The sequence below is a fragment of the Streptomyces sp. NPDC002499 genome (assembly GCF_053595415.1).
This window is the reverse complement of record NZ_JBSFXO010000003.1, coordinates 466,684-480,312: the sequence shown is the minus strand read 5'-3', so window position 1 is coordinate 480,312 and position 13,629 is coordinate 466,684. Positions and strand designations below refer to the sequence as shown.

General features: G+C 72.3%; 5 protein-coding genes. 2 read left to right on the top strand and 3 right to left on the bottom strand.

Translation table 11 applies throughout. The features are described from left to right. Positions 1 to 152 precede the first annotated feature (152 nt). A complete protein-coding gene (locus ACWD5F_RS10110) occupies positions 153 to 1,025 on the top strand; it encodes an alpha/beta fold hydrolase (protein ID WP_451252879.1) in 873 nt (290 codons plus the stop codon). Then, positions 1,022 to 2,041, top strand: coding sequence for a VOC family protein (locus ACWD5F_RS10105; RefSeq protein WP_451252877.1), 1,020 nt, complete (start codon positions 1,022 to 1,024; stop codon positions 2,039 to 2,041). The genes ACWD5F_RS10110 and ACWD5F_RS10105 overlap by 4 nt, the downstream gene beginning before the upstream one ends. Before the next feature lie 21 nt (positions 2,042 to 2,062). On the opposite strand, the gene ACWD5F_RS10100 is transcribed toward ACWD5F_RS10105, so the two are convergent. Genes ACWD5F_RS10100 through ACWD5F_RS10090 form a run of 3 tightly spaced genes read right to left on the bottom strand, consistent with a single transcriptional unit; the run spans position 2,063 to position 13,584 of the window. After that, entirely contained in the window at positions 2,063 to 6,409 is a 4,347-nt protein-coding gene (locus ACWD5F_RS10100) for an FtsK/SpoIIIE domain-containing protein (RefSeq protein WP_451252875.1), read from the bottom strand. Positions 6,410 to 6,424: 15 nt separating this feature from the next. After that, on the bottom strand, positions 6,425 to 8,422 hold the full coding sequence (locus ACWD5F_RS10095) for a metallophosphoesterase family protein (RefSeq protein WP_451252873.1): 1,998 nt from the start codon (positions 8,420 to 8,422) through the stop codon (positions 6,425 to 6,427). Continuing rightward, on the bottom strand, positions 8,419 to 13,584 hold the full coding sequence (locus ACWD5F_RS10090; protein ID WP_451252872.1) for an FtsK/SpoIIIE domain-containing protein: 5,166 nt from the start codon (positions 13,582 to 13,584) through the stop codon (positions 8,419 to 8,421). The genes ACWD5F_RS10095 and ACWD5F_RS10090 overlap by 4 nt, the downstream gene beginning before the upstream one ends. Between the last annotated feature and the right edge of the window lie 45 nt (positions 13,585 to 13,629).

Genomic DNA, 13,629 nt, shown 5'->3' with positions numbered 1-13,629 from the left:
CACGACCGAGACCTCGACCGCGTCGGGATCGAGCCCACCGCCGCGCAGTCGCCGTGATCGCCTCGTACGACACCACCGACAGAACTCACCCCGTCGCCCCCCCGCCAACAGCCCTTCGCCGAACCGACCATCACCGCAGAGCGAGGAACGAGATGACCACGCCGACCGACCTGCCGACGATGCAGGAGACGACGTATGACGTCGCCGGAAAGAAGATCTTCGTTGCGGAGACGGGCGACGGCCCGCCGGTGGTGATGCTGCACGGCGGCGGCCCCGGCGCCGCCGGTGTCTCCAACTACACGCGCAACATCGCCGCGTTGGCCGAGCGGTACCGGGTCATCGTGCCCGACATGCCCGGCTACGGCCGCAGCAGCAAGGGCGTCGACAGCGCCGACCCCGTCGGCTACCTCGCCCGCCACATCCGCGGTCTGATCGACGAACTCGGCCTGGACAAGGTCCACCTGGTCGGCAACTCCTACGGCGGCGCCTGCGCCCTGCGCCTGGCCCTGGACACTCCCCACCGGGTCGACCGCATGCTGCTGATGGGCCCCGCCGGCATCGGCACCAGCCGCACCGTGCCCACCCGCGGCGCCAGGAGCCTGCTCGGCTACTACACCAGCGAGGGACCCTCCCGGCAGAAGCTGGAGACGTTCATCCGCGACTACCTCGTCTTCAACGCCGCCGCCGTCCCGGAATCCGCCATCGAAGACCGCTACCAGGCGAGCATCGACCCCGAGGTCGTCGCCTCCCCGCCCACCAGGCTCCCCTCCGGGCGGGGAGCACTGCGCGCCCTGTTGAAGATGGACTTCACCCGCGACCCGCGCCTGAGCCGGCTGCCCGTGCCCACCCTCGTGCTGTGGGGTGCCGAGGACATGGTCAACCGTCCCTCCGGTGCCCGCATGCTGGCCGACCGCATCCCCAACTGCGACCTGTACATCGCGGCCAACACCGGGCACTGGGTGCAGTTCGAGCAGGCCGACCTGTTCAACCGCCTCTGCTCCGACTTCCTGGCAGGCCACCGATGAACACATACGAGGGGCACGACACCCCGTCCGTCTTCGGAGCCGTCCACCTCGGCTACATGATCATCGAGACCAACCGCTTCTCCGACTGGCGCCGCTTCGGCGTCGACGCCATCGGCATGCATCACGACACGCTCTCCCGCGACCTGATGCGCTTCCGCCTCGACGACCAGGAGTGCCGCTTCCTGCTGCGGCGCGGCCCCGCCGAGGACGTCGTCACCACCGGCTGGCACATCGACGACCACGTCTCCTTCGAACAGATCGAGGCCCGCATACGCGCCCACGGTGTGCCGCTCGTCGTCGGGAGCGACGAGGAAGCCGCCCTGCGCGGCGTCGAACGCCTGCTGCGCTTCCCCGGTCCCAAAGGCATCACCCAGGAGATCTACACCACCCCGGTGAAGTCCGCCGAGCCCCTGCGCATGCTCGCCTCCGGCTTCGTCACCGGCGATGCCGGCATCGGACACATCGCCCTGACCTCCACCAGGCCGACGCAGATCCGCGGCTACTTCAACACCGTCTTCGACGCCCGCCTGAGCGACTACATCGACGAGACCATGAGCGGCCTCAAAGTGAAGATCCGCTTCCTTCGTGTCAACGAACGCCACCACACCATCGCGGTGGGCAACGCCCTCCGCCTGCCGCTCGACCCGGTCCGTACCCGCGTGCAGCACCTCAACATCCAGGCCGAGACCCTCGACGACGTCGCCCTGAGCTACCAGCGCGTCCGCGAACTCGGCTTCGGGTCGCTGACCGTCGGTCAGCACACCAACGACCGTGAACTCTCCTACTACGCCCGCACCCCCTCCGGCTTCGACTGGGAGGTCGGCTGGAACCCCATCGTCGTCGACGAGGCGACGTGGGAACCCAGCACCCACCAGGGCATCAGCATCTGGGGACACCTCCCGGTCGGTGAGACCATCCTCGACAAGCTCGCCCAGTTCCGCGTCGGCGCCCGCTCCCTGGCCCGCCAGGAGAACACCGTGCCCGCCCTCAGCGGCGCCGGCATCGCGGACGACTGACGGCCCGCACCTGGCAGAGGTTCACGGCGCCGGGACCCGCACCGACAGGAGCTTGCCGTCGCCGAGGTGCAGGAGGCCTGTGCCGGGCTGCACCGGATGGCCCGTCGAACCGCGGCCGATCCGATGGCCGATGAGATCTCCCGACGAGGGCTGCTGCGGCGACAGGAGCAGTCCGCGCCGGGCCTTCGCCGCCTCGACCTGCCAACCGGAGTAGCCCGCGCAGACCTTGTCCTCGTCGCCGCCGAGGACAAGAGCGAGCCCTCGGACGGTGCCGTGCCGGACCAGGTCCCTGAGGGAGGGAGCGGCGTCGCAGTCGTCGAGGATCTCCGCGTCGTCGACGATCACCACGATCGGCCGCTCGGGCGAGGCCGACGCCACCGCCTCCTCGACCGCCCCCGCCCTGAGCTCGGCGCCCGTGAAGTACGCCAACATGCCTTCCCGCGACACCAGTTCGCGCAGCGGTGACGGCAGCGGCGCCGCCACGACCAGGCGGGCGCCCTGCTTGAGGCAAGCTCGGGCCATGGTGAGCAGGGCGGTGGAGCGGCCCGATCCCTGCGGTCCCGCGACGACGAACGCCGGGACACCGACGGCGAGATCGGGACCGTACCCCGTGAGTTCGTCCCCGCCGACGGCGGCCAGCGTCCAGCGCCCCGAACGCGAACCCTCCCGGTCGCGCAGCCGCCACGCCTCGTCGAAACCGATCCGGTCCGGCAGTGCGGCGACGGTGAACGGGCGCCGCTCACGCGGCACTTCGACGTCCCGGGCGGTCGCCGCCCGGCCGATCACGGCGAGCGCCTCGGCCTGCGCCTGGTCGGTCGGGTCCTCGGTCAGCAGCGCGAACTGGGTCTCGGTGCCGCGCTCTGCACGGAGGGCCCGGCCCGGGGGCATCGACTCGGGCACGGCGCGCGCCCGTACGCCGATCATGGAGTAGTCGGCGCCGTCCATCAGGCGCAGCGCGTACTTGTCCTCGGTCAGGGTGGCCATCCGGCCGGCGAGCACCTGCCGGTCGCCGGTGATGACGACATGGATGCCGACGGATGCGCCTTCCCGCATCAGCGTCGTCAAGTCGTCCGTCAACCGCCCGAAGTCGTACTCGCCCAGGGTCGGAACCCAGCCTTCCCAGCTGTCGAGAAGGACGACCAGGTACGGCGGCCGGCGCGCCGGTCCGCCGCGGCGGTCGGCGTTGTCGACGGCGTCCAGCGCGCCGAACTCGTCCTGACGGCGGGCGAGTTCGCCATTGAGCCGGGACAGGAGCCGGGCGACGCGCTCGGGCTCGCGGCGGGTGACCACGGCTCCGCAGTGCGGCAGTTCGGCCAGCGCGGCGAGTCCTCGATTGCCGCAGTCGATGGCGTACAGGTGCACATCGCCGCAGGAATGGGTGCGGGCCAGCGCCCCGGCGATCGTCCGCAGGACCTGGGAGCGGCCGGAGCGCGGTGCGCCGCCGATCAGCAGGTGGCTGAAGTTCGCGAAGTCGATGCGGACCGGGCGCCGGAGTTGTTGGTTGGGCAGGTCTTCGACTCCGAACACCACCGGGGGCAGGTGGCCGGGCCGTGGCCCGTCGGCCTCGGCCGCTGCGGAACCCGCCTCGTCGAGGGACAGGATCTCGGGCAGCGGCGGGAGCCAGGGAGTGCGCTGGGGCGGGATGTCGAGCGCCGAGTGGGCTTCGCGGACGGCGGCGACGAGCGCGTCGAGGTCGGTGGCTGTCGTGGCTCCCCGCTCCAACTGGCTCTTCGGCGCAGCCAGTTCCCGCCGGCCGAGGTCGGGCCAGGTCAGCGCGGCGACCCACGGAGCGCGGGGAGTCGACTCCGGGTCGCTGGGGCGGCGCCGTTCGCCGACGCGCGCCGACTGGAACGGGATGAGTGACGCCTGGCCGAGCCGGGCGTAGGCGCGACCGGGCGTGGACTTCGGGATCGTCGCGGCTTCGGGCGAGCCGACGATGTCGTGGGACTCACCGGGGTCGGCGACCCGCAGGGCGATGCGCAGATTGGTGTTGGCACGGATCTCGGCGGAGATGACACCGCTGGGCCGCTGTGTGGCGAGCACCAGGTGGACGCCGAGGGAGCGGCCCCGCTGCGCCACGTTGACCAGGCCGGTGACGAAGTCGGGCAGTTCTCCCACCATCGAGGCGATCTCGTCGACCACGATGACCAGCCGTGGCAGGGGTTCGTGCTCGCCCGGGTGACGCCGCAGCAGGTCGTGGTAGTCCTCGATGTCCTTCGCGCCCGCGCTCACCAACAGGTGCTCGCGGCGGCGCAGTTCGGCGCCCAGGGAATCCAGGACCCGATGAACGAGGTACGGGTCGAGGTCGGCGACCATGCCGACCGTGTGCGGCAACCGATCACAACTCTTGAACGCCGAACCGCCCTTGTAGTCGATGAGCACGAACGTGAGGTGCTCGGGAGAGTTCGCGAGGGCGAGCGAGGCGACGATCGTCTGCAACAGCTCCGACTTCCCGGAGCCCGTCGTACCCGCGATGAGCGCGTGGGGTCCGTCACGGCGCAGATCGATGCCGAACGGGCCGTCGTAGGTCTCGCCGATGACGGCGACGGTCGACGGACTGCGGGAGGTCCAGCGTTCGGCGACGGCCGATCCGGTGGGCGACGCCAGGTCGAGTACGTCGAGCAGGCGCGAGCGGTCGGGCAGGGACGCGGGTTCGGCCTCGTCACGGACGGCCTGCAAGGGCGCCAGGGAGCGGGCCAGTTGGGCGCACCAGGCCGCGGACACGAAGTCGGGCCGGACGTCGTTCACCCGGGGCGAGTCTGCGGAATCGACACGGAGGCGAAGTGCCGACCGGCCGGTGTGTTCCTGGTGTTCGGCGACGACTGCGGCCTGGCACTCGCCGGGCAGGAACCGCTCGTCCTCCTCCAGACACAGCACGTGGATGCCCAAAGCGGGCCCCTGGCTCATCAGCAACGTCGTACCGGGCATGGCCCGCAGCCGCCGGGCGCCGTCGAAGACCACGACGATGTCCGGCGCTGGCGCACGAGCGGTGTCGCCGCTCCCCCGCTCCTGCTTCCGGGCGTGAAGGAGGTTGACGAGTTCGGCGATACGAACCCCCACGGTCTCCGAGTCCATGCCGAGGGCGGTGTTGGCGTCGGCGCCGCCGACGGGGCGGGCGTGCGGCAGCCATCTCAGCCAGTCCCAGGAGTCCTGCGCGTCCCGCTCCGTCAGTACGCAGACCCGGACGTCGAGGGGGCTGTGCAGCGCGGCGATCTGGGCCACGGCCCAACGCCCCAGCGCGCGGGCGGAGTCCCCGGGGCCGGCCAGGCCGATCACGCCGAGCTTGCGCAGGGGGAGGGTGACGGGCGAGTCGGGGGGAACCTTGATCGCGCCGGTGCCCACGCGCAGTTGGAGATGGTCGTGATCACCGGGTCGGCGTTCCCACAACCCGGCGCGGGGGTCGGCGGCGAGTGAGAGTACGGCTCCAGGGGACGGGGCGGCGCGGCGCTGCCGGACGAGTTCGACGCGCAGCTCGTCCTGGAGTGCCTCCGAATCCTCCTGCACCCTGACCTGACGGGAGAAGTACCGGTGGCCGGCCATCGCGGCCAGCGAACTCAGCAGCCCGGGTAGCAGGAGGTACCAGTCGTGGAGGAGCAGCCAGCAGACCACCGCGACGACGAGCAACAGCCCCATGAACAGCTGGAAGAGGATCCACCTGCGGCGAAGGGCCCGTCGCTGAGCACTGTGCATCCATGTGGCGGCCGGATCACGGCGCACTCGTTTAGGCGCGGTCATCCGCGGGGGCCGCTCGAAGACGAACCCCCGACCATCCTCCGACCGACGCAGAGCGCCGTCGGACGGCGCGCAGGCGACGAGTTCGAACAGCGTTCCGCCCACGGCGAGTTGACCGTCGAGGGGCCACGCGGCACGCTCGCACAGCGGTGCCCCGTCCAGCGCGGCCCGCACATCGGCGTCGTACCTCCGCACCGTGCACCCGCCGTCCACCCCCACCGTCAACGTCAGCGCCAGTTCGGCCAGTTCGGGATCGTCGACGCACACATGCGCCTCGGCTCCCCGACCGATGTCCGTGTGCCCGAGGCCCAGCCGGTGCACGGCCCCGGCGTCCGGGCCGCCGATGACGCGCAGTTCGACGATGCCGGTCACCTCGCGGGGCGGAGAGCCGGCGGGGGTGTGCAGACTGACGACGCACCCTTCCGTCAACGGTGACCGGGCCAGCGTCGCCGCCGCGTCGACGGCCAGTCCATCGACGTGGACGACGGGCGGTGTCCGTTCACCGCTCTCCCCGCGGAGCAGGACGCGCTCCAGCGCGCGAGCGACCTCCCCCATGGGTGAGTCGGGATCGGCGTCCAGGACGACGTCGGCGGAGTTCCCGTCGCGGGGGTCGACGACCGTGAGGGTGAGACGCACAGCAGCCCTCCTTCGTCAGTTCCGCGGGGAGCGGTCGGCGCCCAGCTCGTCGAAGGCGCACTCGTCGGGATCTCCCGGGCGGAAGGCGAAGGCCAGGTCCGCCCTCCACTGGCCCTGGCGCAGGCGGACGGTGCGTACCGCCAGGGAGTGGCCGTCGCCCTCCCGGGCGATGAAGACCTCGTTGTAGCCGTTCTCCTCGTTCGAGTGGATGCTGGCCAGCGCCGGGGCGCCCGCGATGCGGGTGGTCCAGGGCCGGTCGCGGTCGATCAGCCGTTCCGAGGCGAGGAAGCCGAGGTGGGTGTGTCCGTGCAGCACCAGTGCGGTGTGGGCCTCGGCGAGGGACGCCTTGGCCTGGCCGGCGTTCACGACACCGGCGTACGGCGCCACTTCCACGGCAGGCACCGGGGACAGCGGATGGTGGACGACGGCCAGGTTCACGCACCCCGTCTCCCTGCTCAGACGTCTGAGCACGGGATGGGCCACGACTCCGGGGTCGTGGCGTTCGAGTCGCCCCATGAGGTCGCTGATCTGGACGCCGTCCTCCGACTGGGCGAGTTCGGCGAGGAGTTGGCGTACGCGGTCGCGGTCCTCGTTGCTCGCCGGCTCGCCGCCCGACTCGGCCGAGCCGAGCAGCGCGACCCGCAGGCCGGCGTCGGGGTAGCGGACGTAGAGGCGGCGGTCCTCGTGCTTGTCCTTGTCCAGGTCGGGGTGCGGGTACGCGTCGAAGGCCCGCGCGAACCACTCGTGGCGGGCGCCGGGCCTCGGGTCCAGGCACCGGTCCCAGGACACGTCGTGGTTGCCGCCCACGAGCAGGATCCGCGGGTCGTCCCGGCGCAGGTCGGGGTGATCGGTGAGAAGCCGGGCCAGACGGTCCAACCAGTCGAGGGCCTCGCGTCCGTACTCGTCGAGCGGGCGGTCGACCAGGTCGCCGGAGACGATGACCAGGTGCGGGGCCCTGCCCTGTCCGGCGAGGTGCTGGACGTGCTCCAGATAGCTCTCCAGCGGGGTGCCCTCGCCGGTGAGCCGGGCGAGGGCGGCACCCGCCTGGGTCCGGTCCTTCTGGTCGACGTTGGACCGCAGGCGGCCGCCGAAGTGCAGGTCGGACACGTGATGCACGCGCAGCACCGCGGGCAGGTGGTGCGCGATCACGGGGTCGGCGGCCACCGGGCGCAGCACCTCCCGCATCGTCTGCGCGTCGCGGGCGTCGGAGGTGAAGTCGAGCCCGGCGTCGCGCCATCGCTCACGCCGTATGACGGCACGGTGCGTCGCGGACATGCCGTTGTGGAACCACTGGTCGACATACCGGTGTTGCGGATGGTCGGCCTCTTCGCCGGCCCGGCGGGAGAGTTCGGCGGGATCCGTCCGCAGGTCGGGCTCGGCCTCGGCGGTCTGGAGGGCGAGTTCCAGCAGGAAGGGGGTGAGGAGCCAGCCGGGTTGCTCGGCCCGCAGCAGGGCCACGACGTCGTGCGCCCACTCGGGGGCCCGGTCCGCCATCCACGCCGCCTCCTCGTCGGTGACCGGCGGCGGCATGCGGACGTCCTTGGAGGCGTCGGCCCCCAGGTGCGGGGCGAGCAGCTCGTACTCGGCGGGCGTGGCGAAGACCACCGGTACGACGCCCTCCTCCCGCAACCGTCCGAGTCCCGCGGCGAGCGTCCCGGGATCCCGGGCCTGTCTCCCCGACGGGCCGATGGCCGGCTCGTCGACGAGCACCATGTCCACGTCGCCGAGTTGCGGGCGGGCGGCCTTGCCGTTCGTCAGACAGGTCAGCGCCGCCCTGCGCACATCGGTGTCGCTGCGTACGTCGACCAGCCGGGTGCGTCCCTCGGGGCGGGCGCGGCGTACCGCCCCGGCGAGCCAGCTCTTGCCGGAGCGCCGGGGCATGACCACCAGCCAGCAGGCGTCGTTGGGCTCGTGCCTCTCCACCAGCGGTACCGCCCACGGTGGTATCCGTGTGCCGCGGAACCTGATGTCGAGGCTCGGGTCGAACGACCGGCTCGGCCGGTAGTGGTTCATCGGTGCTGCTCCTCGTCGTGCAGTTCCTCGTACGCGTGCCGGATCCAGTCGAAGAAGGGCCGGTCGGACAGCCATGCGTTCTGGGACAACAGCAGGCCCACCTCGCGCAGTTCCTTCCCCTGCGCGCGGCTGAGGTCCCTGGGCTGTCCACCTCGGGCCCGGAGCAGGGCCTCGCGGGCCGCGGGGCCGATCTCGCTCCAGCGGGAGCGGAAGACATCGGCCTTCTTCACGAGGAGTTCCCGCTCGATGAGCGATTCGAGTTCGGCGGAGTCGTGGACGGCCAGCGTGCTGCCGGCGCGTGCCGACCGCACCAGGGCGTCGCCCACCACCTGGAGGTAGAAGGGCCAGGGTCCTACGTTCCTGAGGATGCGGTCGGCGGTGCCGGAGGGGATCTCCAGCCCCTCGTTCTCGGCGGTGCCCGTCAGGAACTCGCGGGCGTCCTGTTCGGTCAGCGGCCCGAGGGTGAAATGGCTGACGTCGTTTCCGTAGCTCGACCCGGGCACCTTGCGCGCGTGGCGCAGGGCGTCGTTCCAGTCCTTGTAGGTGCCGCAGTAGACGAGCCAGGCGCCGGCCTGGCCGAGGTCGCGCAGCCAGGACACGGCCGCCGGGTGGTAGCCGGTGAGCCGGCCGACCTCGTCGAGCAGCAGCACGAGCCGGGACGAACCGGTGCCCTCGGCGGCCCGGTCCATCAACTCGTCGGCGGGCCGAGTGGATCGAGCCAGCGCGGGCATGAGCCGTACGGCGAGGTCGTCCTGCGATCCGGTCCGGTCCCGGTTGGACAGGGTCACCACCTTCTGCACATCGCCCAGGCCGTCGGACCGCATGCGCTCCTGGAGTTCCTTGACGATCCAGGACTTGCCGGCCCTGCGCGGCCCGAGCAGCGCGGCGGACGCGCCGTCCCGGTAGGTGCGGCTCAGCCACGCGAACACGTCCTCGCGGCCCACCGGCCGGCCCGCCGGTCCGAGCGAGAAGCGGTCGGCCGCGAGCGCGCTGCTCCCGATCCGGAACGGCCTGCTCTCCAACGGCACTTCGGCGTCGCGCCGGCGCGTCTCCAGCACCGTCTCCTGGATCCGGTCGGGCAGCGCGATCTGAACTTCCGCGCCGGTCCCCGCGTACAGGGCACGACCGGGCACGACGACGGGTGGCCGCAGGTGTCCGGCCAGCCCTGCCTGTTCGTAGCCGGTGTCGCCGGCCTGTCCGAGGACCAGGGTGGTGTTCCGCCCGGCACCGCGGCGGAGTCCCAGTACCTGCCGGCCGCCCGCGACGACGGGACAGATCCCGGACCGGGTGTCCCGGAGCAGGTCGAGCAGGTCCGTGAGGCATCCCTCGTTGGAGGTCCCGCGGGCCCAGCCGCGGAACTCCTCGAAGCCGTCGAGCAGGAGGACGAGATACGGCTGTCGCCCCCGGCCGTGGCCCTCCTGCCGCTGCCCGTGCAGGCTCCTGAGGCCCGTCTGCGTGAAGCGTTCCTGACGGCTGCGCACGGTGTCGACGAGTTTGTCGATGAGCCGCCGCATCCGCTCCGGCTCGTCCGGGGTCACCACGGCCCCGCAGTGCGGCAGGTCGGTGAGGGCGCCGAGGGCTCCGGAGCCGCAGTCGACGACGTAGAGGTGGACGTCGTCCGCGCCGTACTGCTCGGCGACGGCGACGGCGAGGGTGAGCAGCGTCTGGGTCCGCCCGCTGCCGGGGTCGCCCAGGACGAGCAGGGGGCCGTCGAGGTCGAGGTCCCATGTGGCCTGCTGGAATCCCTGGGTGTCGGGCGCGTCGCGCAGCCCGAAGACGACCGGTGTCCGGGTTCCGGGCCGTGGCCGCAGGGGCCACAGGGCGTCCGGCCCGACGGCGGTCTCCTTCAGCCTGACCGACAGCGGCAGCGCCGGCGGCCACGGAACGTGCGGCGTCGGCAGGTCGTCGAGGGTGGCCGCGGCCTGTGCGGTCGCGTCGACGAGGTCGGCCGGCTCACCCACTCCCGTGACGGCCGCGATCCTGGGCGCGGGCTGCTCCGGGGCGCCCGTCCAGTCCGTCGCCCGGATCCGGACGGTGTCGCTCGCGGCGGACGTCCCCTCCTGCCGGCGCCCCAGACGCGCACAACGGACCAGCTCCAACTCCCCTGAGGAACGGCGGACATACGCCAGTCCCTGCCGCCCCGCGTCCAGCCGGGCCGCGGCCGGGGTACCGATCAACAGGTCGCTGTCGGCGGGATCGGCGAGCCGCAGGACCACTCTCAGCGGGGCGAACTCCAGTACCTCGCCGGTCACGGCGTCGGACGGGCGACGGGTCGCGAGGATCACGTGGACGCCCAACTCCGCTCCCCGCCGCATGGCGTCGATCAGCCCCGTGACGAACTCCGGTGTCTCCTCCCGGAGTCGGGCGAGGTCCGAGACCACGACCACCAGTCGGGCCAGGACGGGCAGCCCGGCGGCCTCGGACGCCCGGATCACCGTGTACTGCTCGAAGTCGCGGGCCCCGGCCTCCTTCATCAGTTGCTGACGCTGCCTCAGTTCCGCGGTGAGAGCGGTCAGTCCACGGGCGGCGGCATAGGAGTCGAGCGCGGTGTGCACCCCCACCGTGTGCGGCAGCCGGGCCGCCTCGGCGAACGCCTCACCGCCGTCGTGGTGGACGAACAGCAGGTTCAGCTCGTCGGGGCGGTTCGCCACGGCGAGGGAGCCGAGCCAGGCGCAGAGCAGTTCCTCCATCCCGGAACCGGCCATCCCGGTCACCAGGGCGTGCGGGCCGTCGCCCGGCAGATCGAGGACGAAGGGCCGACCGACCGAACCGCCCAGCACGGCCGCCGGGGAACGCGGGGTGCCCGCCCAGCGGTCGGCGATCCTCTCGGGGGTCGGGGGGTCCAGGTCGAGGAGGTCCAGGAGGCGTTCGGCCGGGTTGTCGGTCGGCTCGGCGGAGTTGTCGCGCAGCGGGGCCAGGAGGCGGGCCAGGGAGTCGAGTTGGTGCGGTGACACGTCGTCGGCGCGGAACTCACGCGTCAGGACGGTACGCCCCGGTCGGGAGACTTCGAGAGACAGTCCGTCGCCGTCCGACCGGAGCACGGTCCCGCACCAGTCCGGCAGCCCCGCCCGTTTGTCGGCGAGGCAGATCACATGCACCCCGACGTCCGATCCGACGCGGAGCATCTCTTCGGCCGACGGTGTCGCGCGCAGAGCGCTCAGGTCGTCGACGACGATCACCAGATTGGTGCGGCCCCAGATCGATCCCGCCGCGGGCTCGCCGCGCAGGCGTTCGCGGATGATCAGCTCCACCGTTTCGAGAAGCCCGGCGTGCGCGGCGGGATCGCGGCTGACCCGCACGGGCAGGGTCCCCCGGGACATCAGCCCGTCGGGCGGCAGCCATCGTGCGAAGCGCCAGAAATCCTGACCGGACTCGTCGGTGAGCACCTGCACCGCGACGAGGGACGGGGGATGGAACAGGGCCGTCTGCGCGACGAGCCAGCCGGCCAGCCTACGGCCGCGATCCCGGCCGACCGCGATACCCAGAGGAGACTCGTTCTGGAGGTCGACGGTCAACGGATCCGTCCTCGTCGTGCCGACGCGCAGGAGGAAGGCGTCCCGATGCCCTGGGACCCGCTCCCACAACCGCGACGGGGAGCCGAAGATCTCCGACGAGAGCTCACGGGGATCGGGAAAGCGCGGCCTCCTCCCATCAGGTCCGTCGGACGACCGACGGCGCCAAGGCACGAGACCCCGCCGGAGGGAATCCCCCAGATCCGCCCCGGACTCGACCGGCCCGTCCGCGCCGGACGCGCTCGCCGCCCGCCGATCGAAGGCCAGCGCCCCTCCCCCGGCCGACGACACGTACAGCTCCCGGAATCGCGCGAAGCCCTCCGGCGCCAGCCCCGGAACCCCGCCTCCGACCGCACCCGCACGCTCCGTCGGCGACCCGAGGAAGACCCGGCAGCCGTCGTAGAGAGCCGTCTGCCCGAGAGTGGCCTCCGGCGCCAGCCGTTCCCCCTCGCTACTGAACAGCTCGGGAGGTCCGGCAGCCATCCGAGCCGGACCGAGCCGGACGAGTTGCTCCGCGACGACCCGGACGGGGGTCGACTCGTCGGCTTCGAGTACGACGTCCTGCTGGGCGCCACCCGGCAGCACGACGGTGATGTTCCAGCGGGCGCCGGCGGCCCCCGTGCGCCGCCCCGGGCCGATGGGCGCGGCCGACCACGAGGGGGGCGGTGTCACCCGGGCCGGGCGCCGTACGCGGATCTCGGCGGCCGGTGCCGGTGCCGACCGCGGCCCCGCGACCACCCCCAGCAGAGGAGCGGTGACCCGGCCGTCGCGGTCGATGTCGATGCCGTATCCCGCGCCGGGCAGACCGGGGTGTGCCGTGCCGACGAGGACGCGCGGCCCGGTCGTCCGGTCCCGGGCGACGAGCCGGGCGAGCTGCCGGGCCTCGGCGGGGGTCGGCTCGGTCCCGATGAGCACCACCTCGCCCGCGGTGGCGGGATGCGCGGGCCGGGCGGCCCAACCGGTCAGCACGGGACGGGAGTTCGACCCCGAGTGCGCGTACTGCCCCGCCCGTTCCGCCAACGACTCGATCAGGGAGGGGACATCGGGCAGCACGGTCACCCGCTCCGGGAACTCGGCGTCCAGACCGTGCGCCACTCCGACGCAGGTGACGCGGACGTCGCCCGACCACGGTGCCGTGGCCTGCTCGGCGGCGATCGCCTCAAGAAGCGCGGCCCGGTGCGCCGTCGGTCCGGTCACGGCACACAAGCCGGTCCCCGCGTCGAGGTTGAGCAGCAGCCGCAGCTGTTCGCCGCGACCGACGGACACGAGGTGAGGAAACGCGGAGACGCCCATCGCCGTACTCAAGTCCAAGTCCCGGGCCAAGTCCCGGTCCCGGCCCTCCTCCTGGTGCGCCCCGACGCTCTCCCGACTGAGGAACCACAACCGCTCATCGCGCCGCGCCTGCCACCGCTCGGGAAACAACCGGTCCGGCGGATCGGCCACTTCTACGACGATCTCGTCGCCCCAGAGCCAGACGGCGCTGATCCTCGGCAGCAGGGACGCGGGCTCGGCGAGAGCGCGCAGGGCCCGTCCCAGCAGCCGCGCTCCCACCGGGTCGGAGCGCACCAACAGCCCCTCGACCGGGCTCGTACCGGGCCGTGGGCCGTAGACGTGGCCTGTCCGGACTGCTGAACGAGTGGATCGTGGCATGACTTGTACATCCTCGGGGGGCCGACGGATCCGCGACATGGATTC